Genomic DNA, 26,090 nt, shown 5'->3' with positions numbered 1-26,090 from the left:
CACCGGCGCGTTGGATACCGCCGGCATGCGCCCGGCGGGGGCGCGCCTACCCGGGCGCCTGCCCGGGCGCCCACCCGGGCGGGAGCCGGCCGCTCCGGCGAGACCCCTCTCGCAAAGCGGCCCGGAGCGCCGGCGCCGTCGGACAGGGACCCTGGCAGGCCGGCGCCGTCGGACAGCCCGCACAGGCCGTCCTCGTCGGACGGCGGCCCGGTCACGTCCACCGGCCGGTGCCGGCGGGCGCCGCGCCGGTGAGCCGGCGTGCCAGGGCCGCGCGGCGGACCTTGCCGGTTCCGGTGCGGGGCACCTCGTCCCAGGTGAGGACGGTCGGGTCGCGCAGCGCGGGCAGTCCCTGTGTGGCCTGTTTCCAGGCATCCGGGTCCAGCCGGCCGTCGGCGGTGACCACGACGGGCAGCGGATCGCCGTCCGGGGCGCCGAGGATCACGCATTCCAGGGCCTGCGTCAGTCGCTGCTCCAGTACGTCCTCGGTCCGCAGGCAGCTCATACCGGGCAGGGTGTCGGCGGCGCGGTCGAGGACGCTGACACTGCCGTCGCGGTGGTGCACGCCCATGTCGCCCGTGGACCACCAGTCGCCGACGCGTTTGGTGTCCCAGCGGTCCTGTTCGCCGACGTACCCCAGGGCGAGGGCGGGGGTGCGGACGAGGAGCAGGCCGAGGCGGCCGCGCGGCACCGGGCGCAGCGTGTCCGGGTCCACCGCGCGCAGCCGGGTGCGGCCCGGAACGGGACGGCCGAGCCGGCGCGCCGTGGTCTCCGCGTCCGGGGCGAGCGCGGAGCGCCGCGTGTGGAAGCGGAAGGTCAGCGGTCCGGTCTCGGTCTGGCCCCAGCCCTGCATCCACAGCGGGCGGGCGCGGCGGCTGGCGGTCAGGTACGCGCGCAGGGCCGGCGGGTGCACGGCGTCGTAGGTGCTGATGTAGAGGCGGACACGCCGGAAGGGGTTGTCCAGCCGGGTGGTGAGCGGCCGCAGCCGGATGTAGGAGGCGGGCAGGGCTTCGACGACGGTGGGCGGGTGGGCCCGCAGGAGCGGGTCGGCGGCCTCCGGGTCGTCTCCGGTGAGGATCAGGATTTCGGCGAGCGCGAGCGACACGACGACGGCCGTCCAGCAGAAGGTGCGTCCGTGTCCGTAGGCGCTGGCGTTGGCCAGGACGTCGTCCGGGCGGAGGCCGATGCCCGGATAGCGCACCGCTTCGAAGCGGGCCAGCTTGTGCACGAGTGTCCGCGTGGAGTGAACCACCAGCTTGGGCACGCCGGTCGTCCCCGAGGTGTGATGGACGACCAGCGGTTCGTCGTCGTGCCGCCGCACCGGTGCGCAGGGGCGGGACGCGTCCAGCGCGGCCAGGTGGGCCGCGCCGGGCGCGGCGGAGTCGACGGTGACGACGATCGGGGCCGGTTCGCCGGCGGCGGTGTCCCGGCAACGGGCCAGCACCGCGGCGGTGGTGATCAGCGCTGCGGGCCGCAGCCGCTCCAGCAGGGTGACGAGGTTCGCGGTGTCGAGACGGGCGGACAGCGGCGCGGGCACGGCACCGAGGCGGACCGCGGCGCAGGCGAGCAGGTCGTAGTCCCAGTGGTTGTCCTTCACGATCGCCACGCGGTCCCCGGGCCCGACCCCTGCGTCGGTGAGGCGGGCCGCGGTGGCGCGGACCAGGCCGGCGAGTTCGGTGACGGTCCACCGGGTGCCGGCATGCGGGGCGATGTCGAAGGGCCGGTCCAGGTGGACGACGGTACGGGCGCCGCCCGCCGCCGCCTCGTCGAACAGGGTGCCCATGTCATGCGGTCGCAACGGTCTCCTCCGATCGGTCGTGGCCGGCCGGGGTGTTCCGTCCGAGCCTGCTCAGGACGCGGGACGCGGCCAGCGCGCCCGCCCGCACGGCTCCTTCGGAGGCGGGCCGCAGCGTGAGCCAGTCGCCGGCGTACTCCACGGCGCGCGCCGGCCGGGACAGGAAGCCGGCGCGTTCCCGCAGGGCTTGGGGTGTGGCCTCCGGCAGGCCGTGGCGGAAGGCGTGCACCAGACGGTGGCGGCAGGCGTCGCCGATGCCCGGGACATAGCGTTCCGCCGCGCGGACCAGGAGGTCGGCGGCCTCGTCGGGAGGGGCGTCCAGCAGCGCGCGGACTCGGCGTGGAGCGGCCACGAGGGTGACCAGGCCCCGGCCGGCGGGGGCCCGGCCGGGGTCCTTCGCGTGGTCGACGACGACTCCGGAGAGCACGTCCTCCTCGGCGGCCGGGGTGAGCAGGATGTGCACCGGCCGCCGGGCGGCCGGTGCGAGAGGGCGGTCCAGGAGGCAGCTGACCTTCAGCATGGGCGTGAAGGTGCAGGAGGTGAGGAAGGGCTGCTCGTCGGCGGGGGCGTCCGGGCGGAGGGCCGCCGCGACGGGTGCCGGTACGGCGAGCACGGCGGACCGCGCGGTGACCTGCCCGTCGTCGAACCGCAGTACGGCGTGCCCGCCCGCGTCGGTGACCTCGCGTACGGCGCGGCCGGTGACGACCTCGGCGTCGGCGGCCAGGCGGCGGGCCAGGAAGTCCATGCCGTCGCGGTAGGTGCGCCAGGCGGCGGGGGAACCGGCCTCCAGCAGCAGACTGACCATGGGGGCGGCCGTCGACCGGGCGGTGTCCCAGCCGAAGAAACAGCCGGCGACCGGCTGGAAGAGGTAGTCGTGCACGTCGCGGTGGTAGCGGGCGGCCATCTCCCGCACGGTGGCGGCGCCCAGCGGGCTGGTTTCGGGACGGTCACCGTCGAACGCGGCGCGGCGGCGGCCGGTCCAGGCGGAGAAGGCGGCCAGGTCGAGCCGTGCCCGGGAGGACAGGCCCGCTCCGGTGACCACGGCTGTGCTCTCGCCGACGCCCAGGTGGGGCCGTCCGCCGCGCCAGACGGCGACCGCTCCGCCGACCCTGGGCACGTCCGCGGGAGTGACGCGCAGCCGTCGCAGCAGCTCCCAGGTCGCGCGGTAACCGCGGGACGGGACCTGCTCGGCGCCCGTGTCCACCGTCCAACCCTCCTGGCGGATGCTGCGCATCCGGCCGCCGACGTCCGGCAGTTGCTCGTACACCCGGACGGCCAGCCCGGCGCGGCGCAGTTCGTGGGCGGCGGTCAGGCCGGCGATGCCCGCGCCGACGACGGCGACGTCGAGTTCGGGCTTCATGCGGCGGCTCCCCCGGCGACGGCGACATCGAGTTCGGGCTTCATCGGGCGGCTCCCGTTCCGACGACGACGTTGGCCACGGTCATCAGCACGACGCTCAGCCGGTGCACCGCGAAGCCCGTTCGGCGGGCGGTCATGATGTCGCTGCGGACGAACCCGGTCAGGTACTGACGGGCTCGCAGCGCGGTCGCCGGCAGCATCAACAGCACGAACCACCAGGGGGCCACCCCGGTGGCCGAGGCGACCGCGCCGATGAGGAACTCGGCGACGGACAGGGCTCCGATGAAGACGGCGTTGCCCCGCTCCGAGACCAGGGCGGCCACGGTCGGTCGGCCCACGGCCCGGTCGCCGGCCACGTCGTTGGTGTTGGAGTAGACGCCGAACATCAGCGGCCCGAACCCGAACAGCACCGCCTGCACCATCAGGAATCCGGAGAAGCCCCCCGTCACCAGGCCGTAGGGAACGATCACCAGCACGGCGCCGAGGGCGACCAGGAACACCTCCTGGAAGCCGTGGTAACTGATCTTCAGCCCGTACGAGTACTGCAGCGACACCACGAACAGCGCGCCCGCCGTCCCCAGCGCCCACAGCGGGTGGTGCGGCGCGAGCGCGGCGGCACCCGCCCAGAGCACCGCCCCGGCCGCCGCGCAGGCCCAGGCGAAACGCAGCGCCTGGGGCACCGTCAGTGCCCCGGCTACCAGGGGTTTGCGTGCCTTGCTGCGCAGTGGGTTGTCGGGGCCGTAGTTGGCGAGGTCGCTGCCGTCCCGGAACCCGGTGACGTCGTCCAGGGCGACCATCGCCATGAGGACCGCGACCTCGCCGGCCAGGAACACCGCCATCACCAGTGCCTGCCGGGCGGTGAAGGCGCCGGCCGGGAACAGCGCGGCGGTCAGGGCGAGGAAGATGCCGAGGTAGTAGTCGTACACGTCCAGCTTGCCGAGCCGCGCGTAGGCGCGCAGCCGACTGTGGCCGTGGGCGGTCGCGGCGGGACGGCCGGCCGCGATGCTGTCCGTCATGGGTGACCTCTTGGGGGTGTCTGCGTCCGAAGGGGGGGCCGCTCGCCCGGGCAGCGCGATGGACGAGGAGGCCGGTCGCGGGTCGACGGTGTCCGAGGCGGGCGGTCGCTGGTCAACGGTGTCCGAGGCGGCCGGTCGCCGGTCAGCCGCGCTCGGTGGCGAAGGCGCACACGAGGTCGGCGACCTGCTCGACCTGTGCGTCGGTCAGCAAGTGGTGCACCGGAAGGGCGAGATGGCGGCGGGCAGCCTGTTCGGCGCGCGGCCAGCGGGCACCGGGCGACGCGTAGGGGGCGAAGGCACGGTGGGCGGGCAGGGGGCACGGATAGTAGACGTGTGTCGCCACCCCCCGCTCGGCCAGGTGGGCTTCGAGGGCCTCCCGGTCCTCGGCCAGGACCGTGTACACGTAGAAGCACCGGCCGTCCCTGCCGGGCGGCGGCGGGACCACACCGCGGCCGGCCAGCGGCGTGAAGCGTTCGGTGTAGTACGCGGCGATCTCCGCCCGTCGCGCCAGCCGCGCCGGGAAACCTGAGTAGCGGTAGGTCTGGAAGGCGGCCTGGATCTCGTCGAAGCGGCTGTTGAGCCCGACGGCGTGGTGGACGAACCGGCGACCGGCGTACTGGCCGTGGTTGCGCAGCATCCGTACTCTCTCGCCCAGTGCCGGGTCCCGGGTGACGACCACGCCGCCCTCGCCGGGCATGCCGCAGGTCTTGACCTGCACGAAGGAGTAGAGCCCCGCGTCGCCCCACAACCCGGCCGGGACGCCCCGCAGCACGCCGCCCTGGGCGACCGCCGAGTCCTCCAGCAGGCGCAGCCGGTGCCGTCGGGCCAGTTCGGCGAAGCGGGGCATGTCGGCCATGACGGAGAACATGTGGGCCGGCATCACCGCCTTGGTCCGCTCGGTGACGAGGCGCTCCGCCTCGTCCGGGTCCATGGTCATGGTGTCCGGCCGGATGTCGGCGAAGACCGGTGTGGCCCCGCAGCCGACCACCGAGGCGGCCAGGGGCGCGCAGCCGAACGCCGGCACGATCACCTCGTCACCGGGACCTACGTCCATGGCCCGCAGCACCAGCGAGAGCGCCGACGTGCCGCTGGAGCAGGCGACCACGTCGGCGGCCCCCAGGTCCTCGCGCAGCAGGTCCTCGAAGGCGGCGGTGCGCCTGCCCAGGATGAACCGCTGCTCCGGGTCGAGGCCCACCTCGCGGACCAGCCCGATCAGCGCGGGGCGGTCGGCTTCGAAGAGGGCGGGAGGGAAGAACGGGACGGCGGGACTCGGCGATGCGGTCATGCGGTCGTCCTCGTTCCGGCGAGGAAGGAGCGGACGGTGTCGCAGACGCGGTCCAGGTCGTCGGATCCGAGATCGGGGTGGAAGGGCAGGGCGACGGCGTGCCGGGCCGCCGCCTCGGCGTGGGGGAACTCGCCCTGCCGGTGGCCCAGGTGCGCGAAGGCGGGCTGGTGGGGCAGGGGCACCGGGTAGTAGACCTCCGTTCCGATGGCGTGCCGGGCGAGGTGGTCGACGAGGGCGTCCCGGTGCTCGGTCTCGATCAGGTAGACGTAGTACACGTCGCGGTCGTCCGGTGGTCCGGCGGTGGTCCGGGGCAGGCGGACGATCCCCGGCGCGCCCCGCAGCCGGGCGGTGTACGCGTCCGCCAGTTCGGCCCGGCGCGCGATGTGCTCCTCCAGCAGGGACAGCTTGGTGAGGAGGACGGCCGCCTGGATGTCGTCCATCTTGCTGTTCGCGCCGGGCAGGGCGCTTTCGGTGGAGATGGCCGGGAAGTTGTTCAGCGTGCGGCCCGTCCTGCCGTGGTGGCGCAGCGCCGCGACGGTGGCCGCCACCTCCGGGTCGTCGGTGAGCACGGCTCCCGCGTCGCCGAGCGCGCCGAGCGTCTTGGAGGGGAAGAAGGACAGGACGCCGCCGGCCCCGTGCAGGCCCGCGTGCACTCCGTGCCGGCGCATGCCGATCGCTTCGGCGCTGTCCTCGACGACGGTCAGGCCGTGCTGCCGGGCGACGGCGGTGACGGCCGCCATGTCGGCCATCGTGTGGAACAGATGCACCGGCATCACGAACCGGCTGCGCGCAGTGACGGCCGCCTCCAGCGCCGCGGGGTCGATCGCGTACGTCTTCGGATCGATGTCGACGAACTGCGGTGCTCCGCCTGCCAGTACGACGGCCGAGGCGGTGGCGAAGAACGAGTACGCCGGCACCAGGACACCGTCGCCGGGGCGCAGTCCGCAGGCGCGCAGCAGCAACACCAGCGCGTCGGTGCCGCTGTTGACGCCGATCACATGCCGGGCGCCGGTGTGGTCCGCGAGCGCCGCCTCGAGCTGTCCGACCTGTTTTCCGTGGGAGAACTTGCCGCTGTGGAAAACGTCGTCCAACGCCTTTTCGATGGACGGCCACAGTCGTTCGAAAGTCGCGGCCTGGGAGAAGAAGGGAATTCGATCGGGCGTTCTCGGCACAGACGGTGATGCACCCTCGGAGCGCGCCGAAATCTGTCCACCGGAAGGCAATCTCTCACCTGTCTCCGTCGTGTCAGTGGAATGCCCACGCTAATCGGACTTCCGGTCGACGGAGAAAGGAAAGGATCATCTTCACACGTTCTGGGGAATGGCGTTCCGGATGTCTTGACCATTTCCGCTCGCGGCCGCAACAGTGGTGCGGCGCACCGGAGTTGTGCGCGGCTCAGCGCTTTTCGCGCGCCCGTTTCCTTCCCGTTCTCCTCTCAGGAGGCCCTGTGCTGCAGCCCCTCGTGGTCGGGCTCGGCCGGTCCGGATCAGGACTGCATCTGCACACGCTCGGCAGTCTGGCCCGGCGGACCGCGGCCACGGGACATCCGCTCGTCGCGCTGCCCGCGGTCGGCTGCGACCCGCGCGCCGACAGTCTGCGGCTCCTGGGCACGCCCGGCGAGGTCACGGCCGTCACCACGTTGGAACAGGCCCTGCGGTACGTGGACCCCGCCACCGCGGTGGTCCACGTGTGCACACCACCCCGGCTGCGCTACGACCTCCTCGCGGAGCTGGCCGGACACGGCTTCCGCCGAATGATCGTGGAGAAACCACTCGCCGCGTCCAGGGACGAACTCGACGCCCTGATCCGGCTGCGTCAGGAGGCCGGGCTCGATCTCGTGACCGTCGCCCACTGGATCACCTCCCGGCTCGCCGGCCGGTTGCGCCGGCTGGTGAGCGGCGGACTGCTCGGCTCGCTGCGCCGTATCACCGTCGACCAGCACAAGCCCCGCTTCCTGCGGTCCCTGGCGACCGACGGGCATCCGTCCGCCCTGGACGTGGAGATCCCCCACTCCCTGGCGCTCGCGCTCGATCTGGCCGGACCGGCCGAACTCCGGGCCGCGCGCTGCTGGGACCTGCGCTGCGGGGACCGCGGACTGCCCCACCTGGGCGGCGCGCACATCGAACTGGAGCACCGTTCGGGCGTGGTGACGCTGCTGCGCTCCGACCTCGGCGCCCCCGTCCGGCAACGCAGCGTCGTCTGCGAGTTCGACGGCGGGACGGCCACGGCCCACTTCCCCCTCAGCGAGGACGACGACCACGCGCAGCTGGTCGTCGCCCCCTTCGGCCGCGGTACGGCTGCCCCGCCGACCGGAGTCCTCGACGCGGACGGAGTACCCGGGATCGGCCACCACGCCCTCGACACGGACGGAATGCCCGGGATCGGCCACCACGTCTTCCGGGACGACGCCCTGACCGCCTTCCTGGACGACGTCTACCGCGGCTTCTCCTCCGGCGCCGGGGGCGTCGGGAACTTCCCGCTCGCCTGCGCGACCACCCGGCTGCTGTGCGCGGCCCGGGAACACTGCGCCGTCACCCCGCGCGCCGGCGCCGGGAGCCGCTGACATGTCCCGGCACGGCGCCGCCGAGCCCGGCGTCCGAAGGTTCGGGCAGCTCACCGGCATCGGCGACGAGGCGGCACCCGGCACCGACGGGCAACTGGCAGCGCTGCGAAGGCTCGGCTGGAACACCATCGAACTGCGCACGGTCGACGGCACCGCTCTCGCCGACCTCTCCGCGGCGGCCTTCGGCACGCTGGCCCGGCGGCTCGCGGACGAAGGCGTCACCGTGACCGCCGTCGCCTCCCGGATCGGCAACTGGTCCCGTCCCATCACCGGCGACCTCGGCCAGGACCTGGCGGAACTCGACGTCCTGGCCGAGCGCTGCGCCACCCTCGGCTGCCGTCTGGTGCGGATCATGTCGTACCCCAACGACGGTCTGACGCAGACCGATTGGGCCGACCGCGTCCTGGCCCGCACCGCCGTCCTGGCGGACCGCGCCGAGCGCGCGGGCCTGGTACTGGCGCACGAGAACTGCGCGGGCTGGGCCGGGGACCGGGCCGACCGCGCGCTACGACTGGTGCGCGCCGTGGACAGCCCCGCCCTGCGACTGCTGTTCGACACCGGCAACGGCGTCCCGTACGGCTACCGCGCCCCGGACATGCTCCGCGACCTCGCCCCGTACGTCGTCCACGTGCACATCAAGGACGCCGTCCGCACTCCGGACGGCGGCACCGCCTACACCCTGCCCGGCGCGGGCGAGGCCGGGGTTGCGGAATGCCTGGAGTTGCTGGCCGCCCACGGCTACACCGGAGCACTGTCCCTCGAACCCCATCTCGCGGTTCGCCCCCACGAGGGGCTGGCCCGGGCCGGTGAGGACGCCGCCGACCTGTTCGTCCGGGCCGGCCAGGCGCTCGCCGGGCTGCTGGGCGCCGGACAGCCGGTCACCGGCCCGCTGGACGGCCCGGTGTGAGCGACCTCTTCACCGGCCGGCACCGAAGGTTGCTGCTGGACCTGCTGCGCCTGCCGAGCGTCAACCCCCTGGAGGCCGGCCCGGACGATCCGCCGTCCCGGCTGCCCGAGATCCTCCAGCGGTACGCGACGGCCGCCGCCGAAGCGGGATTCAGCACCCTCCGCCTCGCCGGTCCGCCCGCCGCCTGCCTGAACCGCCCGGGCGTGCCGTCCACGGTCCGCGCCGCCGCCCGCGATCCGCGCTTCCTCGCCGACCAGCCCAGCCTGCTGCTGCGGCTGGGACCCGAGCGTCCCCGTGCGCACACCGTGATGTTCAACGTCCACCTGGACACCGTCGCCGGGCACACCCCGCCCGCCTTCGACGGCGTGCGGTTCACCGGCCGGGGCGCGGTCGACGCCAAGGGACCCGCCGTGGCCCTGCTCGCCGGCCTGCGGGCCGCCGCGTCCCACCCCGCCGTCGGACGGGACGTCACCGTCCTGCTCCAAGCCGTCGCCGGGGAGGAGGGCGGCGCCCTGGGCACCTACGGCACCCGCCCGCTGCTGGAGGCCGGGTACCACGGCCGCCTCAACGTGTTCTGCGAGCCGACCGGGCTGCGCGCGCTGCCCCGGGCCACCGCCGCGATGACCGCGCGCATCACCGTCGCGGGCCAGGACGCGGTGGACGACCACCCGGACGCCGGACACAACGCCACCGTGCTGCTGGGATTCCTGGCCCAGCACCTCGCCGCCCGCCTCGACGGGACAGTACCCGGCACGCGGGTGTGCGTGGCCGGACTGCACACCGGCCGTACGCACAACCGCGTCCACGGCACCGGCACGCTGCTGCTGAACCTGTCGTACCGCCGCACCGCCGACGGCGACCGCCTGAAGACCGAGGTCGCCCGGCACGTCGCCGACGGCTTGCAGCGCTTCACCGAACTCTTCGCCCCTACCCGCGAGTTCGCGCGTACAGCGCGAGAGGCGGCACGGATCATCCGGCTCGGCTGGGACAAAGAGGGCCTGCCCGCCCTGGACGACTCCGACCCGTGGGCCGAGGAACTCCTGGCCCGCGCGGGAGCCCGGGCGGCGGCCGGCGACCCCGGCTTCACCTGCGACGCCATCTGGGCGGCCGGTCTGGACGACGCCTTCACCACCGTCCTCGGGCCCGGCTGTCTCGCCGCCAACCGCGCCCACGCGACCGGTGAGTTCGTCGACCTCGCCGACCTGGAGGAGTTCGCCGGCGTGGTCCGCCGGCTCGTCACGTTCTTCGCCGACGCGCTGCCTGCGGTGTCGCCGCAGCGACCTCCGTAGAGCACCACACCCCCAGCCGGACGACCTGCGCAGACAACTGGCCCGCCCCGTAAGGAATCCCGTATGACGGCACCCACCGCCCCGCGAGCGGCGGTCGAGCACACAACCGTCCTCGTCGACCACGCGGAGCTGCACGCCTCGCTCACCGGCCTCTTCACCGGCCACGGCATCCCTGACGCGCGGGCCCGGCTCACCGCGGACGCGCTGTGTCACGGCGATCTGACCGGGCTCGACTCGCACGGCGTGTTCAACCTCACCCGGCTCTACCTGCCGTTGCTGGAGTCCGGCCGTTGCGACCCCCGCGCCGAACCGGAGGCCCTCACCGACCTGGGCGCCTGCGCGGTCGTCGACGCGCGCCGCACCCTGGGCCTGTGGGCCGCGGCCGAGGCCATGGACGACGCCGTGGCACGGGCCGGCCGGCACGGGGTCGGGCTGGTGTCGGTGCGCGGGGCGACCCACTTCGGGTGCGCCGGCTTCCACGCCGTGCGTGCCGCGCACGCCGGGATGATCGGTGTGGTCGCGAGCAACTGCGGCGGCCAGCGCATCGCACGGCCCCCGGGCGGCGCGGTGGCGATGCTCGGCACCAACCCGCTGAGCGTCGCCGCGCCGGCCCTCGACGGGCACCCCTTCCTGCTGGACATGAGCACCACCGTCGCGCCCAGCGGGCGGGTCCGCGTCGCCGCCCGCCGCGGCATCCCCGTGCCCGACGGCTGGCTGGAGGACGCGGCGGGCGCCCCGGTGACCGACCCGTCCGCCTTCGACCGCGGCGAGGCCTTCCTGCGCTGGCTGGGCGGCACGGCCGAGGCCGGCGTCCACAAGGGCTACGGGCTGGGCATCGCCGTCGAACTGCTGGCCGCCGTGGTGTCCGGCGCGGCCGTGGGGCCCGCGCCCGCCGCGCTGGAAGGGGACGGCCGGCCGCACGGCAGCGACGACGGCATCGGCTTCTTCCTCCTCGCGATCTCCCCGGAGGTGCTGCGCCCCGGCGCGGATGTGGCCGCCGCGACCTCGTCCCTGTTCGGCACCCTCGTCGACTGTCCACCGGTGCCCGGCGGTGAGCCGGTTCGCTATCCGGGCTGGCGGGAGGCGGAACTCGCCGCCGAGCGCCGCCGTCACGGCATCCCCCTGCCTTCGCACCTCCACGCGGAGCTGACCGCCCTCGGTCTCCTCGGCGGTCCCGGGAGCCCACGATGACGCGGCCCTTGCGGCTCGGCGTCGTAGGTCTCGGCGCCATCTCCCCCTACTACCTGGCCGCCGCGGAACGGCTGCCCGAGTGGCGGCTGACCGCCGTGTGCGATGCCCGCGCCGAGGCCTTGGAGCAGTTCCCCGGCCCGGTGGCACGCTTCAGCGACCACCGCACGCTCCTGGACCGGGCACGCCCGGACGCCCTCGTCGTGGCCGTGCCCAACGATGTCCATCTGCCCCTGTGCCGGGACGCCCTGGCCGCCGGCGTCCCGGTCTGCGTCGAGAAGCCCCTCGCCCTGACCGCGGCCGAGGGGTCCTTGCTGGTGGAGCTGGCGCGGCACTACGGGGTCCCGCTGATGACGGCGTTCCACCGCCGCTACAACGACGCCGTCCGCGCACTGGCGCGCCGGACGACGGGCCGGGAGATCCGCTCCGTCCGGGTGCGCTACCTGGAACGCATCGAGGAGCATCTCGGCGGCGAGGACTGGTACCTGGACCCGGCCCGCTGCGGAGGCGGCTGTGTGGCGGACAACGGCCCCAACGCCCTCGACCTGGTGCGGCTGCTGCTCGGTGAACTCGCCGTCGCCGGCTGCGAGATCCACCGCGACGGCTCCGGCGTCGACCGTCGGGCGGTGATCCGCCTGCGGGGCCGTACGGGAACCACGGCCTCGGTCGAGCTGGACTGGTCGTACCCGGGAGAACGCAAGGACGTCGAGGTGGAGCTGGCCGGCGGAGAGGTGCTGCACGCCGACATGCTGGCCGGACACACCGGCTTCAAGGCGTCGCTGTGGCACGAGTACGAGGCGGTCCTCACCGAGTTCGCCGCGCTCGTACGTAACGGTGCCCCGGCCGGCCCGGGGGCGCACGGCGGCCTGGCCGCGCTGGAACTGGTGGAGGCGGCCTACCGCTGTGCCCGGCCCGCGTCGGATGCGACGGCAGCGGAGGCGGGCCGGTGAATCGGGCAGAGGACGGCCCGAAGCGCGTGGTGCGTGGATCACTGGTCAAGGTGCTCGTGCACCGCCGCACGGACCGCGGCATGCGGCTGGAGGAGCACGCGGCACGCTGCGTACGCCGGGGCGAGGTGCACGAACTGGTCACCACCGACCAGTGGGACCCGCGCCCGGGCGCCCGGATCGACCGGGTGGGTTTCCTGGGCTTCGCCGAGCTGTCGTGCGGCGGTGTGATCGACCGGGGTGACCTGGTGCGGATCGGGGACACGGCGGTCGGCACGGTGCTCGGCTTCGACGCCTGCCACCTGCCGAACCACTACAACATCCTGATCCACGCGGCGCGTCCGGTCAGCGGCAGGGACCTGGGCCTGCGGCCGGAGAACGCCGTCACCTTCGTACAGGGCCGGGCCGGGGACCACGGCACGGTTCTCGCGCCGCCCGGCACCTGAAGGGCACCCGGTCGCGCACCGGATGGCGCCGGCCCGGTGAACGGGCGGCGCCATCCGTGGCCGTGGAACCCGGGTGGTCGCCCACCCGGGTCACAGCTGCCGCTCGGACAGGTCAGCCGAGCAGCTCGACCTCCAGGCGGCCGAAGTGGAAGTCACGGACCGTCTGGAGCAGTTCGTCCTCGGACAGCCTTCCGTCGCCGTTCCTGTCCACCGTCTGGAAGATCTCCCCGGCCTGGGAGGCCGGCACGCCGACCGCGGACAGCCAGGCCTGGAACTCACGGGCGTCGATCTCGCCGTCGTGGTTGTCGTCGCACAGGCGGACCAACGCCTTCACGATGGGAGAGAGCGCGCGGTTGAAGCTCGCCTCACCCTCCTTGAACAGCAACTCCCCCGTGGCGTCGAGGAACTGCTCGCGGCTGATGGCGCCACCAGCCGGGACGCCGGCCTTCTGGGCCAGGTGCTGGTACAGCCCCTGGAACGCGCTGTGGAGCTCCTGTACCTCCGGGGAGTCGGCGTTCTTGCCGAGGTTCTGGGCGATCCGGGCTGCCTCGCCCTGGAAGTCGCTCGCCTCCAGGACGCCGTTGCCGTCGGTGTCCCACTTCTCGAAGCGCTTCACCAGGCGGTCGTTGGCGACAGCGGTGCTCATATGTCTCTCCTTCTTTCGGACGGAGTCCGATGGTGTCGGTGCTGCGGTTTGTTCCGGGTGGATGACGGACTACGGCACCTGGGCAGGGCCGCGACCGCGCAGGGCGGTACCGCTGCGCGGGCTCTGGGGCCGGCGAACGCCGGCAGGAGGAGACGCCGGCTGGGCCGGCGCGAGGGGGTCAGAGAAGGGTGACCTGGCTGCCCACGGCGTTGCCGCGGGTGTCGAGCAGGGCACAGCGAGCCTGGCCCAGTGCTTCCCTGGCGTAACAGGCGTGTTCCTGCAACAGGATCGCCACATCGGCCTGGGCCATGGCTTCCTGGAGGTTCTCGGCGCGCGGCACAGACCGGCCGTCGACGGTGAACTCGGCTATGTACGGGTCGTGGTAGTACACCTCGGCGCCGGCGGCGAGCAGCCCTGCCGCCACCGGGTGCGCCGGCGTCTCCCGGACGTCGGCCACATCCGCTTTGTAGGTGATTCCGAGGAGCAGGGCCCGTGCGCCCTCAGGGCGGCCCCTGACCTCGGTGAGCAGGGCCAGCGCTCGGTCCACGACATGGTTGGGCATACGGCCGAGGACCTCGTGTGCGGCGGCCAGCGTGCGGAAGGCGAAGCCCTGGGATGCGGCCCGCGCGGTGAGATAGCGGGGGTCGACGGGAATGCAGTGCCCGCCGACGCCGGGTCCGGGCCTGAAAGGTGCGAAGCCGAACGGCTTGGACGCGGCGCAGTGCAGCACGTCCCAGACGTCGATGCCGGTCTCGTGGCAGAACAGTGCCACTTCGTCGACCAGGGCGATGTTGACGTACCGGTAGGTGTTCTCGAGGAGCTTGGCCATCTCCGCCTCCCGCGTGCCACGGGCGAGGACGAGGTGGTCCACGAACCGGGAGTAGAACGCGACGGCGTACTTGGCGCACAGAGCGCTGCAACCGCTCACGATCTTCGGCGTGTTGCCGATGGACCACGTCTCGTTGCCGGGGTCGATCCGCTGCGGCGAGTACGCCAGGTGGAAGTCCTCGCCCGCCCGCAGCCCGCTGCCGTGCTCCAGCAGCGGCCGCACGACGTCCTCCGTGGTGCCGGGATAGCTGGTGGACTCCAGGACGACGAGCATGCCGGGGCGCAGCCGGGCGGCGACGACCCGGGCTGCGCCCTCGACCGCGGACAGGTCGGGTAAGCCCTCCGGTGTGAGCCCGGTCGGCACACAGATCACCACGGTCTGTGCGCCGTCCAAGACCGCTGGGTCGGTCGTGGCGTGGAAGCCCGCGTCCAGCATGACCTCGACCTCGGCGTCGAGAACGCCGCCGACATGCGAGCGGCCTGCGGCGAGTCCGGACACCACCCTTCCGGACACGTCGTACCCCGCGGTCGCCAGACCGGCCGAGACCGCGGCTCTGGAGAGCGGCAGCCCGACATGCCCCAGCCCGATGACGACGAGATCCGTGGCCATGTCCGTACGTTCTCCTGAGGGTGTGGGGGGGAACGGGAACAGCGGTGGCTCAGGCGGAGAAACTGCCGCTGCCGGGCGCCACGTGCGAGCCGTATCCGGGTTCGACGGTGAGGCCGGGGGTCAGACAGAACGGGTCGGCGTAGACGGTGACCGGACGATCGGTGTGGTTCGTCAGCACATGCGCGTCGGGCGGAAGCTTCTGGCACCCGTGCGGATCGCGATAGACCGTCAGTGGCGTCACTTCCGTGGCGAACACCACGACATCCCCCTGCTCCGCCGCGGCAGCGGTGCCGGTGGCGGCGCTCGCCGCGAGCAGCGCCCCGGCAGCGGCGAACATGAAGGCAGGGGCGAAGCGCATGAATTGGTCCTTTCGGCAGGGTGTTGTCGAAATGATTCTTTTCGGCAGATGCACCCGCTAAGCGCCACCCCATCCTGATGCGCCCGAACCAGTGACACGGTCAAGTGGAGTTGACGCCACGGTCGGTGATCCGCGCACTCCGTCGATGCCGAACCTGCGCGCCCGGCTCCCGGCCGGCAGCCCACGGCCGGAGCGGCGCCCTCGGCGAGGCGTGCCACTCCGGCCCTGAAAGCCCGAGGTCAGTTGTAGACGTTGAACTCTGCGACCGACCACCAACTACGCGCAAGGTTTCCGGTATTGACGACCTTGATGTAGCGAGCTGTCTGCGTGGGGAAGGACATCAGGTGGACTCGTTGGCCGTCCGCCGCGGAAGAAACCTTGGTCCAGTCACTTCCATCCGTGGATACGTATACGTCCGCGCTCCGCGCATAGTCGCTGACACTTCCGCCGACATCCAACACAATCTTGTCGAAGGTCTGCGTCTGCCCCATGTCCACTTGGATCCAGAGGCCGTCGTACTGCCCTGTTCCGGAGCTGTACCGAGTGTCGGAACTGCCATCGAGCATGTTTCCGGGCGCATCCCCCTGAGTGGCGTCCGAAGCCTTGGCGGTCCAGCCCGTCCGCGGCAGCGCAGGACCCAGGTCTATGACGTCGAACGAAGATCCACCTGCGTCCACCCCGCTGGTCCCCTTCACGGAAACCGTGACCTTCCCCGCCGGAAGCCCCGCCGGAACGTAGGCACTGATGCTCGTGTCCGACCAGGTGTCAATCTCGGCATAGCTTGATCCGAAGTAGACCGTGCCCAGCCCTTGGGCGTCACCGAAACCAGCACCGCGGATCGTGAACTTGGAGCGCGGCATTCCTCGTTCCGGCTTCAGTCCGCTGAACTTCGGCGAGGGGAAGCTCGACAGCTTCTTGGTGGTGAACATCGCCGAGGTGCCGCTCGGCAGCGTATAGGTGTACGAGCCGTCGGCGGATATCTTGAAGCTCTTGCCGTCGGCGGTCCCGTTGAACACGACGGTGACCTGCGACCCTTCCTTGCTGGTCCAGGTCTTCAGCTGGAGGCCGTTCGATACCGCTGCCGGAGCTGCGATCGAGCCGGCTCCACGCGCAGACCCGTACACCTCGATGTCGCCGATGGCCCACCAGAATCCGGATACCGCAGTACTGACGATGCGAACGTACTGTGCCGTCCGGGTCGGCAACGTGACGGCTATCTTGCCGATGCCGCCGCTGCCGCTCGCAATCGCGCTGCCCCAATCGACTCCGTCGTCCGAAACGTAAATCTGATACTTGGTGACGTAGTCGAACGAATTGTTCACGCCGGTATCGAAGACGAGCTTGTTGAAGCTCGTGGGGCTCCCCAGGTCGATCTGGAACCAGTCGCCGCTCGTCGGCCCGTGCCCGAGACTCCACCTGGTGTCGATGTCGCCGTCGATCGCGTTCGCGGCCACACCCCAGTCCGGCTGCGCGGAAGCCTTGGCCGTCCACTTGCCACGGCTCAACGCCCTTCCTGTCGTCTGGACGGCAGCTCCGATCGGAAGGGAGTACGTGACCATCTTGTTTCCGGTGCGGATGGAATTCTGGTAAGGCAGCAGTTCCGGGTCGTACGTGACAGTGACCGGACCGGATGCCGACGTGAACATGAAGTCATGTGTGGGGTCCGAGACCTTGGTCGCCGCGGGGGTACGGCCGCTCTGCGCAGGCCCGGAGTACGTGAAGGTGACGGCGTCGCCGGCGTTCAGGGTGTAGTCGAACGAGTGCGTCCCGTCGGCGACACTGAAGGTCTTCGCGGCGCTGCCCGAGTTGTGGGCGATCAGAACCTTCGATCCGTCCGGGTTCTGGAACGCGACGTTCTCTATGCTGCCTTCCCCGAGCGTGTTCGAGTAGATCCGGCGCGCTCCGGGCTTGACGAACCTGCTGGCGTGGGCGAGGGCGTGGTAGTCCACGTTGTAGGTCACCCGTCCGTCGGCCGGGTCGATCGTGAGCAAGCCGCGCAGCATGGGTATCCCGGCCGTGTCGCTGTTGAGCGGGCCCCGATCGGGGTCGAGTGCGATGTTCCACAGCATCACCCCGTTCGCCCAGTTGCGCGCGCCGTTGATGATCCACGTACCCAGTGCTTCACTGAACGCCGTCTGGTCGCTGTCCTGCCAGACGCCTCCGGTGGCCTCCGTGATGAACGTTTCCTTGCTCGGGTAGTCGTTGTGGACCAGCGTCTGGGAGTTCGGGTTGCCGCTGTAGATGTGCCACCCGGTTCCCGCGGTGTACTTGGAGGCGGCGGGGTCGCTGAAAATCGTCTCCGGATACGAGGGCACGTCCCAGTTGTGGTCCCACGCCAGGATCTTCGTGGAGATTCCGTCGGCCTCGAACGCCTTGCCGATCTCCTGGATCAGCTCGGCTTCCTGGTACGCGGACAGGAACATGCCGGGCCAGGTGGGCGTACCCATGGGTTCGTTCTGCGGGGAGATGTAGGAGATGGGCACGCCGGCTTCGCCATAGGCCTGGATGAACTTGACGAAGTAGTCGGCGAGCGCGGAAGTGTACTCGCTCTTGAGGGTGCCTCCGATCATGGAGTCGGAGGTCTTCATCCAGCCTGGTGGGCTCCACGGGTTGGCCATGATCTTGATGGACGGGTTGAGTGAGAGGGCCTGCCGCAAGGCCGGAACGATGTACGGCAGGTCATGCCGGATGGAGAAGTTGGACAGCGTGGGGTCCGTCTGCCCCGCGGGCATGTCGTCGTAGGAGTAGTTTCCGGACGCGTTGAAATCCGTGGCGGCCATCGGAGAACGGAGCAGGCTGAGGCCGATTCCCTTCGAGGGATCGAACAGCTTCTTCATCAGCTTGGTCCGCTCGGCAGGGGACAGCTTGTCGATGAGCCAGGCGGAGGAGTCGGTCATGGCCGCGCCGAAGCCTTCGACCTTCTGGTACTTGACGCCGTCGTCGACCTTGATCGTCAGCGGGTTGGCCGTTTTCCTCGCCTTGAACAGCACATCGTCCTGACCGGCGACCCACTTGTCGGCCGATACGTCCGTCAGCCACACACGGACGGAATTGTCACGTGAGGCCTGCTTCTGCTGCGGGACGGCGATGGCGTTCCCGGATACCTGCGTCCAGGCGGCGGCGACACCGACTGCGGTGGCCAGGAACTGGCGTCGTCCGAGACCGTATGACCTCATGGAAGATCCTCCTTCGGACCTGCTGGTTCAGTACTGGGGAGAGCGGGTGGGGCACATTGCCGAGGTGGGGGATCGACCGGTCGGTGTCGGTTCTACGGCGACGCCGGCGCCGGCTCTGCGACGTCGGTGCTCGGTTCCTTGATCACGAGCGGGTGCAGTTCCCAGGCGTCGACCGCGTAACCGAGGCGTGTCCCCGGTGCGGTGCGGGCCTGCAGTCGCCATGGGCTCCGCCCTGTCGGGTAGAAGCGCAGGGTGAGGACCTGTCCGGTGGTGGTCAGGAAGACTTCGGCGATGGAGTGGTCGACGAGCACACGCAGGTCGACGGGCCGGTCTGGCGGGCAGGGCATCCGGTGGGAACCGCCGCGGGCCCGGCTGTCCAGTGAGGCGTGTTCGCGGTCGACGACCAGTTCACCGGCGTCGGTATCGAGGTGGATGTCGAGGTACTCGGAGCCGTCCGGGGTGGTGAGCAGCCGCAGGCCGGCGTTTCCGGTCGGCTCCAGACGGGCCGTCAGGTCGAAGGCGCAGCCCACGGTACCGAGGTCCACCGGCTGCGAGCCGTGCGTCGCGCCTGTGGAGGTGACGGTGTGTCGGCCGCGCAGGGCGAGCAGTTCGGTGGCGGGCTGCTGGCGCAGTGTGCCGTCGTCGTGGACGTGGATCTCGCGGGGCAGGGTGAGGACCCCGGCCCATCCGTCCGCGACGGCCCAGGCTTCTTCGCGGGCTTCCCACGACCAGCCCCACAGCAGCCACCGGTCGCCCGGTGCCCGCAGCAGGGCGGGGGCGTAGCAGTCGGGGCCGTGGTCGACGGGCACCGCTGAGCCCGCCTTGAAGTGGCCGTCATGCTCTTCGCCGATCAGGGCCGCGACGCTCTGCGGACCGGTGGGTTCGGTCCAGGTGCTGAAGAGGAGGGCGCCGCGTCCGTCGGCTGCCGGGAGGTATTGCGGGCATTCCCAGCCCTCCCCGGTGAGCAGGTCGGTGCCACCGATGGGCTCCGGATGGCGGGCGGCGAAGGGCCCTCGGTAGGCCCAGTTCTCCAGGTCGGGCGAGTCGTAGAGAAGGGCGGAGGCGCGGCCGTCCGCGAGGGCGGCGCCGACCAGCATCCGCCAGCCGTCGCCGTCCTGCCAGACGTACGGGTCGCGGTACATGGTGCAGCCCTCGGGCAGCTCGGGGATGAGCAGTTCGCCCCGCGGGCGGAAGCTGTTGCCGCCGTCGTGGGAGACGGCACAGGTGACGGGCTGGTGTTGGAACGAGCGGTCCTCGCGGTGCGCGGAGTAGAAGGCGACCAGCCGGTCGCCGTCGGAGACGGCGTTGCCGGAGAAGCAGCCGTCGACGTCCTCGCCATCGGGGGTCGGGGCGAGGGCGATCGGCAGCGGCTCCCAGGTCAGCAGGTCGGGGCTGCGGAAGTGGCCCCAGTGCATGTTCGCGTGGGTCGCTCCGGACGGGTTGTACTGGTAGCACACGTGGTAGTGGCCGTCGTGGAAGACCAGCCCGTTGGGGTCGTTGATCCAGTTACGGGGCGGGCGCAGGTGCGCGACGGGGAAGTGCGGATCGCGGGGTGGGATGGACACACGCGCGCCTTTCGGTGGGGCAGAGGGGACCGCCCCGCCGGCCCTCTGAGTGGCGGGGCGGCGGGCCGGCGGGGCGGTGGTCTTCGAGCCTGTGTGCGGCCTTCAGGTCCGGATGCGGAATTCCACGCTCAGCTGCTGCTGTCGCCGTGAGCTGGGACCGACGCGGAGTGCGAACTCGCCTGGTTCGACCACTCGGCGGTTGTCGGCTGTGACGAGAGAGCACTGGGAGGCAGGGATGCTGATGCGGACGTCCAGGCTTTCGCCGGGAGGTATTTCGACCTGGGTGAAACCCTTCAGCTCCTGCTCGGCCCAGGTGACGCTGGTGGTCAGGTCGCTGACGTACGCCTGGACCGTTTCCACGGCCCTGCGGCTGCCGCTGTTGGTGAGCCGCACCGTGGCGCCGACGGTGCCGTCGGCGGGGACCTCCGGGTCGTGCACGACCAGGTCGGAGTAGGTGACCGTGGTGTAGGTGAGGCCCTCGCCGAACGCGAACAGGGGGTCCTGGGTGAGATCCGCGTAGCGGCTCCCGTGCTGACCTCGCACCTGGTTGTAGAAGACCGGTTGCTGGCCGACGTGGCGGGCGAAGGAGACCGGCAGCCGGCCGCTGGGCTGGACGAGCCCGAGGAGGAGTTCGGCGACGGCGCGGCCACCGCGCATGCCCGGGTTGAACGCCTCGATGAGAGCTGCGGCGTTGAGTGCCGAGTCCGGCAGGGTGCTCGGCTTGGACTGGACGAGTACGACGATCATCGGTGTGCCGGTGACGGCGACCGCGTCCAGCAGTGCGATCTGGCCTCCCTGGAGGTCGAGCGTGGCCGTGGAGCGCACCTCGCCGGTGAGGGCGATGGTGTCCCCCACGACCACGACGGCGTAGTCGGCGGCCTCCGCTGCGGCAGTGGCCTCCCGAAGCTGGGCCTGGTCGACCGGGGCGGGGGTGAAGGCATCCGGTTGCGGTTGGCCGTCGGGCCCGAGGGACCACTCGGAGTTGGAGGCGGGGCTTTCGATGTCGGCTCCGCGGGCGTACGTGATGGTCCAGTCGGCCGGCGCGACGGCGCGCAAACCGTCGAGCACCGTCTCCACCGACTCGCGTGGATGTCCTTCGGGCATCCACGGGACCTGGCCGGTGGCGCCCGCCCAGTCGCCGAGCATGGCTTGCGTGCTGTCGGCGTTGGGGCCGATGACCGCGATCGTCCGCGCCTTGTCCCGGCTCACGGCGCGCCCCGTTCCGTCCGACGTCAGCCCGCCCTCGAGGGGCAGGATCCCGTCGTTGCGCAGCAGCACCAGGGAGCGTCGGGCGGTTTCGAGGTTGAGGTCGGCGTGTGCGCTGCAGCCGATCACCTGCGCCTGCCGCTCGGGGTCGGGGGCGCGGGGGTCCTCGAAGAGCCCGAGCTCGAACTTCAGCCGCAGAACCCGCCGTACCGCGTCATCGATCTGTTTCTCTTCGATCAGGCCGCGGGCGACCGCCTCCTGGGCGCCCTCGAAGAACTGCGGTGTGGCCATGATGAGGTCGTTCCCGGAGCTGACGGCGACCGCCGCCGCCTCGGCGTAGTCGGCGCAGGTCCGCTGGTCGTAGACCATCCGGCCGACGTTGTCCCAGTCGGTCACCAGCGTCCCGGTGAAGCCCCACTCGCCCTTGAGCACGTCGTTGATCAGCCACTGATGCGCCGTGATGGGCACCCCGTCGATGGACTGGTAGCCGAGCATGAAGCCGCGGCAGCCGGCCCGTACCGCCTGCTCGAAGGGGGGCAGGAACCACGAGCGCAGCTTGCGGGGGCTGAGATCGGCTTCGCTGGCGTCGCGCCCGCCCAGGGTTTCGGAGTAGCCCGCGAAGTGCTTGGCGTACGCCAGCACGGCTGTCGGGTCGCTGAGGCCGTCGCCCTGGTAGCCGCGTACCATCGCCGCCCCGAGTTCACCGATCAGGAACGGGTCCTCGCCGAACGTCTCGTTGATCCGGCCCCAGCGCAGGTCCCGGGTGATGCACAGCACCGGGGAGAACGTCCCGTGGATTCCGGTCGCCGCGATCTCGGTCGCGGCGACGCGGGCCACCCGGTGGAGCAAGGCGGGATCCCAGGTGCAGGCCATGGCCAGCTGGGTCGGGAAGATGGTGGCGCCCGGCCAGAACGAGTGGCCGTGGATGCCGTCGTCGGCTGTCAGCAGCGGGATGCCGAGCCGTGTCTGTCGGGCCAGATCCATGGCCTGCGGCATGAGGTCGGGAGACACATGCAGGACTGACCCGGTCAGCTTGGCCGACACGATGTCCGCCAGGTCCCCGTGTTGTGCGTCGAGCATCAGCAGCTGCCCGACCTTCTCCGGCAGGGTCATCCGGGACAGCAAGTCGTCGGTTCTCGCTTCCACGGACGCTTCCGGATCCAGGTACGCGGCAGAGTGGACCGGCTGTCCCACGGTGTTCTCCAAGAGATGAGTCGTCACAGATCAGAGAGTTGATGGGCGACGGTGAGTGCTTCGTCGCGCGAGCGTTGCCGCCCGGCGCGGCGGGGCGCGCGTGCCGTCCGTCCGCCGCTCTGGGCGGGACCGGTACGGCATGGGGCGGCGGGGCGGGAGCCGGGGTGTCACTTCAGGCCGGTGGTGGCGATGCCCGCCACGAACTGTCGCTGGAAGAGCAGGAAGACGATCATCACCGGCAGCAGGACGACCATGGCGCCGGCGAGCAGGATGCCGAAGCGGGTGAAGGATTGTCCGCTGCTGGCCAGGGCGAGGCCGACGGGGAGGGTGTACTGGCTCTCGTTCTGGGCCACGACCAAGGGCCACAGGAAGTTGTTCCAGGAGCCGAGGAAGGTGATGATCCCGAGGGTGGCGAGGGCCGGCTTGGTCAGCGGCAGGATGATCTTCGCGAAGATGGCCAGTTCGCGGCAGCCGTCGACGCGGGCGGCGTCGATGAGTTCGTCGGGCAGGGTGGAGATGAACTGCCGCATCAGGAACACCCCGAAGGGGGTGGCCAGGAACGGCAGGATCAGCCCGAGCAGGGAGCCGGTCAGCTGCATGTTGGCCACCAGCACGTACAGCGGTACGAAGGTGACCAGGCCGGGGATCATGAGCGTCCCCATGACCAGCAGGAAAACGGCGCGCTGTCCGCGGAACTCCAGCTTGGCCAGGGCGTATCCGAGCATCGAGCAGAAGATCAGGTTGCCCGTGGTGACGGCGAGGGCCACGATCACGGAGTTGGCGAACATGCTCGTGAAGTCGAGCGTGCTGAACAGCTCGCCGTAGTTGGCGGTCGTGGGCGCCGTGGGTATCAGGACGGGCGGGACCCTGCGGATGTCGGCCTCGGGCTTGAACGACCCGGACAGCATCCACAGGAACGGCGCGACCATCAGCAGCAGGGCGCCGGCGAGCGGTATGTACAGCCAGGGCTGGCCCCAGTTCTGCCGGATGCGGCGGCGCCTCAGGGCGCGGTTCGTGCCCTGTTGTGGCGTTCGGAGAGTGGAGAGGGTGCTCATGGGGCATCAGTCCTTGTCTCGCAGCACGCGGAACTGCAGCACGGTCAGCGCGACGATGAGGACGAAGATGACGTAGCCGGCGGCCGACGCCATCTCGTAGTTGCCGTTGCCGAACTGTTTGTAGGCGTACAACGTCGCCGACAGGGTGGAGTCCAGCGGTCCGCCACCGGTCATCACGAACGGCTCGTCGAAGAACTGCAGATAGCCGATGCCGGTGGTCACGGCGGTCAGCAGCAGGGCCGGCCGCAGGAGCGGGAAGGTGACCCGCCAGAACCGCTGCCAGGGCCCGGCGCCGTCGAGTTCGGCCGCCTCCATCAGGGACTGGGGCACGGACTGCAGACCCGCCAGCATGATGATCATGACCGTGCCGAGGTTGCGCCACACCGCCATCACGATCATGACGGGCAGGGCGAAGCGGGTGTCCGCCAGCCAGGCCGGACCGTCGATCCCGAACCAGCCCAGGACGAGGTTCGCCAGTCCCGCGCGAGGTTCCAGGAGCGTCTTCCACACCACGGCGACGGCCACGATGCTGGTGATCACCGGCAGGTAGAAGCCGACCCGGAAGACGGCCCGGAAGCGGCGGATGCCCCGGTCGAGGGCAACCGCCGCCGCGAGCCCGGCGGCCAGCGTCAGGGGCAGGGCCACCAGGACGAACACGGCCGTGTTGCGCAGGGCCGTGAAAAACTGCGGGTCCTCAAAGAGGCGTACGTAGTTGTCGAAGCCGACGAACGACACGTTCAGCGGTGTGCGCAGGTCCGCGCTCTTGGTGTCGGTCAGGCCCATCAGCAGCGACCACACCACCGGCAGCAGCATGAAGGCCGCGAACAGCGCGAGGTACGGGGCGGCGAGGAGCCAGGCGGCCCGGGTCTGCCTGCCGCGCGCCGTGCTCCGGAGCCCGGAGTGCCGGCGATCGGCACTCCGTTCCGACCCCGCGGTGCCCTGCTCGTGGGTGTCGCCCCGCTCGGGGAGCGTTTTCGTGGACATGGATGTCATCCGTCCGTACGAGGGATACTCACGCGGCGGCGCTCAGCGACCCGTGCCGATGCTGGTGGCCTTGGACTGCAACGTCTTCTGCACCTCGGCGACGGTGGCCTTGCCGAGGGTCAGCTTCTCCAGTTCGGAGTCGATGGTGTCCGCGATCTGCTGCCAGGTCGTGATGGCGGGCGGCGCCTTGCCGACCTCGAGCTGCTCGGCGAACGCCTTCAAGTTCTCGTCCTCGGTCAGCTTCCCCTCCGTCCACGCCTGGGGCGAAGGAGGCAGGCTGCCGGTGGCCTTGGAATAGGTCGCGAGGTTGGCGGGCTCGGTCAGGAACTGGGCGAACTTCCATGCCGCGTCGGGGTTCTTGGCCTCCTTGAACACCGCCAGGTCGCTGCCGCCGGCGAACCCTGCGGGCTGCTTGGTGTACGGCATCGGCATGGTCTTCCACTTGCCGTCCAGCTGCGGGGAGTCCTTGTGGAAGGTGCCGCCGGCCCACGCGCCCTCCTGGTAGACGGCGGTCAGCCCGTCCTGGAAGCTCTGCACGTTGTCCGCCCTGTCGGTCGGCGCGAGGCCCTGCTTCGGAACGCTTGCGTAGTTCTCCAGCGCCTCGGCGCCCTCGGGCGTGTCGAAGGTGAACTTCCCGGTCTTGGCGTCGTAGATGTCGCTGCCCTGCTGCCAGACCATCGGCAGCCAGAAGATCCATGAGTTGAAGCCCATCTTCAGCCCGCTGGCATGGCGCAGCTTGGGGTTCTCCTCGCCGGCGGTGGCCTGGATGGCCTTGAGGTCCTTCAGGTACCCGTCCCAGTCGCCGGCCAGGGCGCCCTTGATGCCGGCCTTCGCCGTGAGATCGGTCCGGTAGAAGACCGCTTGGGTGTCGGCGATGAACGGGACGCCGTAGGAGGTGTTCTTGTACTTGGTGGTGTCCCACTGGCCGGGGTAGAAGTCCGAGGACTTGATCGACGCCGGGGTGGCCTGGAAGCCGTTCAAGGCGGCCAGCTCGGCCATCCAGGTGCTGCCCACCATGGACATGTCCGGTGTGTTGCCGCCGGCTATCGCGGTGGTCAGCTTGTCGTGGGCACCGTCCCACGGGACTGCGGTGATCTTGACGTCTGCGTCCGGGTTCTCCTGCTCGAACTTCTTGGCCAGCTCCTTCAGGTCTTCGTCGGGGTCGCCCATGGACCACATGACCACCGTCCCCTTGGCCTTGCCCGCGCCGATCTTGGCCGGCGCATCGTTGCCGGGGCCGGAGTCCTCGCTCCGGCCGCAGCCGGTGGCCACGAGGGCTGCCGTGAGGGTGACGCACAGGGTCTGGACGGTTCTGACAGCGTGACGGGTGGTGATACGCATGATGCGGCTCCTTGCCGTTGAGCGAGACAGGCGCGGGGGGGGCGGCGAGGGGTAGGAAGGGGCGGGCGCCCGGATGGGCCGACCCACGAATGGGCAGCGTCTGTGGTGACAGCGGCGACGGTCCCTCGCGGGTCGCGGTGGGAGCGTCCGACGCGGAGTGGGTAGCCGCCGGGCGGGGTGTGCCAGGCGCCCCTTCGGTGTCCCGGATCGGGAACGCGCGGGCGGAGAGTGCATGTGGGCGGTGCCGCGTGAACGCAGGCGCGGCTGCCCCAAGTTGTGAGGAAGGCGAGACCCGAAGAGGTTCGCCGATGTTTCAGGGAGACGGGGGGCGGTGC

20 protein-coding genes are annotated in these 26,090 nt (G+C 71.1%); 6 read left to right on the top strand and 14 right to left on the bottom strand.

Annotation, left to right across the window (positions count from 1 at the left end; all coding sequences use genetic code 11):
• Positions 1 to 211: 211 nt before the first annotated feature.
• From ACFY9S_RS23030 to ACFY9S_RS23010, 5 genes are all read right to left on the bottom strand, one after another.
• Positions 212 to 1,795 (bottom strand): AMP-binding protein, encoded by a 1,584-nt coding sequence (locus ACFY9S_RS23030; RefSeq protein WP_391131475.1) that lies wholly within the window; start codon positions 1,793 to 1,795, stop codon positions 212 to 214.
• Positions 1,782 to 3,152, bottom strand: coding sequence for an FAD-dependent oxidoreductase (locus ACFY9S_RS23025; protein WP_391131473.1), 1,371 nt, complete (start codon positions 3,150 to 3,152; stop codon positions 1,782 to 1,784). Before ACFY9S_RS23025 ends, ACFY9S_RS23030 begins: the two co-directional genes overlap by 14 nt.
• Positions 3,153 to 3,192: 40 nt before the next feature.
• Entirely contained in the window at positions 3,193 to 4,167 is a 975-nt protein-coding gene (locus tag ACFY9S_RS23020) for a UbiA family prenyltransferase (RefSeq protein ID WP_391131471.1), read from the bottom strand.
• A gap of 142 nt (positions 4,168 to 4,309) precedes the next feature.
• Complete coding sequence (locus tag ACFY9S_RS23015; protein WP_391131469.1) at positions 4,310 to 5,452, bottom strand: aminotransferase class I/II-fold pyridoxal phosphate-dependent enzyme; 1,143 nt, start codon at positions 5,450 to 5,452, stop codon at positions 4,310 to 4,312.
• The gene (locus ACFY9S_RS23010) at positions 5,449 to 6,543 is read right to left on the bottom strand and encodes an aminotransferase class I/II-fold pyridoxal phosphate-dependent enzyme (protein ID WP_391131467.1); all 1,095 of its coding nucleotides are present in this window, start codon (positions 6,541 to 6,543) and stop codon (positions 5,449 to 5,451) included. The genes ACFY9S_RS23015 and ACFY9S_RS23010 overlap by 4 nt, the downstream gene beginning before the upstream one ends.
• A 356-nt stretch (positions 6,544 to 6,899) precedes the next feature.
• Here ACFY9S_RS23010 and ACFY9S_RS23005 point away from each other — a divergent pair, with 356 nt between their 5' ends.
• From ACFY9S_RS23005 to ACFY9S_RS22980, 6 genes are all read left to right on the top strand, one after another.
• The gene (locus ACFY9S_RS23005) at positions 6,900 to 8,015 is read left to right on the top strand and encodes a Gfo/Idh/MocA family oxidoreductase (RefSeq protein WP_391131465.1); all 1,116 of its coding nucleotides are present in this window, start codon (positions 6,900 to 6,902) and stop codon (positions 8,013 to 8,015) included.
• A gap of 1 nt (position 8,016) precedes the next feature.
• Positions 8,017 to 8,922 (top strand): TIM barrel protein, encoded by a 906-nt coding sequence (locus tag ACFY9S_RS23000; protein WP_391131463.1) that lies wholly within the window; start codon positions 8,017 to 8,019, stop codon positions 8,920 to 8,922.
• A complete protein-coding gene (locus tag ACFY9S_RS22995) occupies positions 8,919 to 10,211 on the top strand; it encodes a M20/M25/M40 family metallo-hydrolase (RefSeq protein ID WP_391131461.1) in 1,293 nt (430 codons plus the stop codon). The genes ACFY9S_RS23000 and ACFY9S_RS22995 overlap by 4 nt, the downstream gene beginning before the upstream one ends.
• Positions 10,212 to 10,274: 63 nt before the next feature.
• Positions 10,275 to 11,402 carry an Ldh family oxidoreductase gene (locus ACFY9S_RS22990; RefSeq protein WP_391131460.1) on the top strand — a complete coding sequence of 376 codons (1,128 nt, stop codon included), beginning with the start codon at positions 10,275 to 10,277 and terminating at the stop codon, positions 11,400 to 11,402.
• Positions 11,399 to 12,349 (top strand): Gfo/Idh/MocA family oxidoreductase, encoded by a 951-nt coding sequence (locus ACFY9S_RS22985; RefSeq protein ID WP_391131458.1) that lies wholly within the window; start codon positions 11,399 to 11,401, stop codon positions 12,347 to 12,349. The genes ACFY9S_RS22990 and ACFY9S_RS22985 overlap by 4 nt, the downstream gene beginning before the upstream one ends.
• On the top strand, positions 12,346 to 12,792 hold the full coding sequence (locus ACFY9S_RS22980; protein WP_391131456.1) for a DUF6917 domain-containing protein: 447 nt from the start codon (positions 12,346 to 12,348) through the stop codon (positions 12,790 to 12,792). The genes ACFY9S_RS22985 and ACFY9S_RS22980 overlap by 4 nt, the downstream gene beginning before the upstream one ends.
• Positions 12,793 to 12,904: 112 nt before the next feature.
• Here ACFY9S_RS22980 and ACFY9S_RS22975 read toward each other — a convergent pair whose 3' ends face one another.
• The 9 genes from ACFY9S_RS22975 to ACFY9S_RS22935 form a co-directional block, all read right to left on the bottom strand.
• Positions 12,905 to 13,438: an EF-hand domain-containing protein gene (locus tag ACFY9S_RS22975; protein WP_391131454.1), complete on the bottom strand. Its 534-nt coding sequence runs from the start codon at positions 13,436 to 13,438 to the stop codon at positions 12,905 to 12,907.
• Between the two features lie 178 nt (positions 13,439 to 13,616).
• A complete protein-coding gene (locus ACFY9S_RS22970; protein WP_391131452.1) occupies positions 13,617 to 14,876 on the bottom strand; it encodes a nucleotide sugar dehydrogenase in 1,260 nt (419 codons plus the stop codon).
• A gap of 49 nt (positions 14,877 to 14,925) precedes the next feature.
• Positions 14,926 to 15,234, bottom strand: a complete 309-nt coding sequence (locus tag ACFY9S_RS22965; RefSeq protein ID WP_391131451.1) for a hypothetical protein — start codon at positions 15,232 to 15,234, stop codon at positions 14,926 to 14,928.
• A 239-nt stretch (positions 15,235 to 15,473) separates the two neighbouring features.
• Positions 15,474 to 18,410: a discoidin domain-containing protein gene (locus tag ACFY9S_RS22960; protein ID WP_391131449.1), complete on the bottom strand. Its 2,937-nt coding sequence runs from the start codon at positions 18,408 to 18,410 to the stop codon at positions 15,474 to 15,476.
• Between the two features lie 92 nt (positions 18,411 to 18,502).
• Entirely contained in the window at positions 18,503 to 19,975 is a 1,473-nt protein-coding gene (locus ACFY9S_RS22955) for a GH32 C-terminal domain-containing protein (protein WP_391131447.1), read from the bottom strand.
• 102 nt (positions 19,976 to 20,077) lie between these two features.
• A complete protein-coding gene (locus ACFY9S_RS22950; protein WP_391131626.1) occupies positions 20,078 to 22,375 on the bottom strand; it encodes a glycoside hydrolase family 3 N-terminal domain-containing protein in 2,298 nt (765 codons plus the stop codon).
• Positions 22,376 to 22,542: 167 nt separating this feature from the next.
• On the bottom strand, positions 22,543 to 23,430 hold the full coding sequence (locus ACFY9S_RS22945) for an ABC transporter permease subunit (RefSeq protein WP_391131445.1): 888 nt from the start codon (positions 23,428 to 23,430) through the stop codon (positions 22,543 to 22,545).
• 6 nt (positions 23,431 to 23,436) lie between these two features.
• Positions 23,437 to 24,423 (bottom strand): ABC transporter permease subunit, encoded by a 987-nt coding sequence (locus ACFY9S_RS22940; protein ID WP_391131443.1) that lies wholly within the window; start codon positions 24,421 to 24,423, stop codon positions 23,437 to 23,439.
• 33 nt (positions 24,424 to 24,456) lie between these two features.
• Entirely contained in the window at positions 24,457 to 25,755 is a 1,299-nt protein-coding gene (locus tag ACFY9S_RS22935; protein ID WP_391131441.1) for an extracellular solute-binding protein, read from the bottom strand.
• Between the last annotated feature and the right edge of the window lie 335 nt (positions 25,756 to 26,090).

Origin of the sequence: Streptomyces sp. NPDC012474, from assembly GCF_042955185.1 — a bacterium.
GTDB classification, from domain to species: domain Bacteria; phylum Actinomycetota; class Actinomycetes; order Streptomycetales; family Streptomycetaceae; genus Streptomyces; species Streptomyces cahuitamycinicus.
The sequence above is the reverse complement of the archived record's forward strand: the minus strand, read 5'-3'. Positions and strand labels throughout refer to the sequence as shown.

Bases quoted from the DNA above. Each gene is read 5' to 3' on its own strand.
- ACFY9S_RS23025 (WP_391131473.1), bottom strand. From the start codon at position 3,152: ATGAAGCCCGAACTCGACGTCGCCGTCGTCGGCGCGGGCATCGCCGGC.
- ACFY9S_RS23020 (WP_391131471.1), bottom strand. From the start codon at position 4,167: ATGACGGACAGCATCGCGGCCGGCCGTCCCGCCGCGACCGCCCACGGC.
- ACFY9S_RS23015 (WP_391131469.1), bottom strand. From the start codon at position 5,452: ATGACCGCATCGCCGAGTCCCGCCGTCCCGTTCTTCCCTCCCGCCCTC.
- ACFY9S_RS23000 (WP_391131463.1), top strand. From the start codon at position 8,017: ATGTCCCGGCACGGCGCCGCCGAGCCCGGCGTCCGAAGGTTCGGGCAG.
- ACFY9S_RS22990 (WP_391131460.1), top strand. From the start codon at position 10,275: ATGACGGCACCCACCGCCCCGCGAGCGGCGGTCGAGCACACAACCGTC.
- ACFY9S_RS22985 (WP_391131458.1), top strand. From the start codon at position 11,399: ATGACGCGGCCCTTGCGGCTCGGCGTCGTAGGTCTCGGCGCCATCTCC.
- ACFY9S_RS22975 (WP_391131454.1), bottom strand. From the start codon at position 13,438: ATGAGCACCGCTGTCGCCAACGACCGCCTGGTGAAGCGCTTCGAGAAG.
- ACFY9S_RS22970 (WP_391131452.1), bottom strand. From the start codon at position 14,876: ATGGCCACGGATCTCGTCGTCATCGGGCTGGGGCATGTCGGGCTGCCG.
- ACFY9S_RS22965 (WP_391131451.1), bottom strand. From the start codon at position 15,234: ATGCGCTTCGCCCCTGCCTTCATGTTCGCCGCTGCCGGGGCGCTGCTC.
- ACFY9S_RS22960 (WP_391131449.1), bottom strand. From the start codon at position 18,410: ATGAGGTCATACGGTCTCGGACGACGCCAGTTCCTGGCCACCGCAGTC.
- ACFY9S_RS22945 (WP_391131445.1), bottom strand. From the start codon at position 23,430: ATGAGCACCCTCTCCACTCTCCGAACGCCACAACAGGGCACGAACCGC.
- ACFY9S_RS22940 (WP_391131443.1), bottom strand. From the start codon at position 24,423: ATGACATCCATGTCCACGAAAACGCTCCCCGAGCGGGGCGACACCCAC.
- ACFY9S_RS22935 (WP_391131441.1), bottom strand. From the start codon at position 25,755: ATGCGTATCACCACCCGTCACGCTGTCAGAACCGTCCAGACCCTGTGC.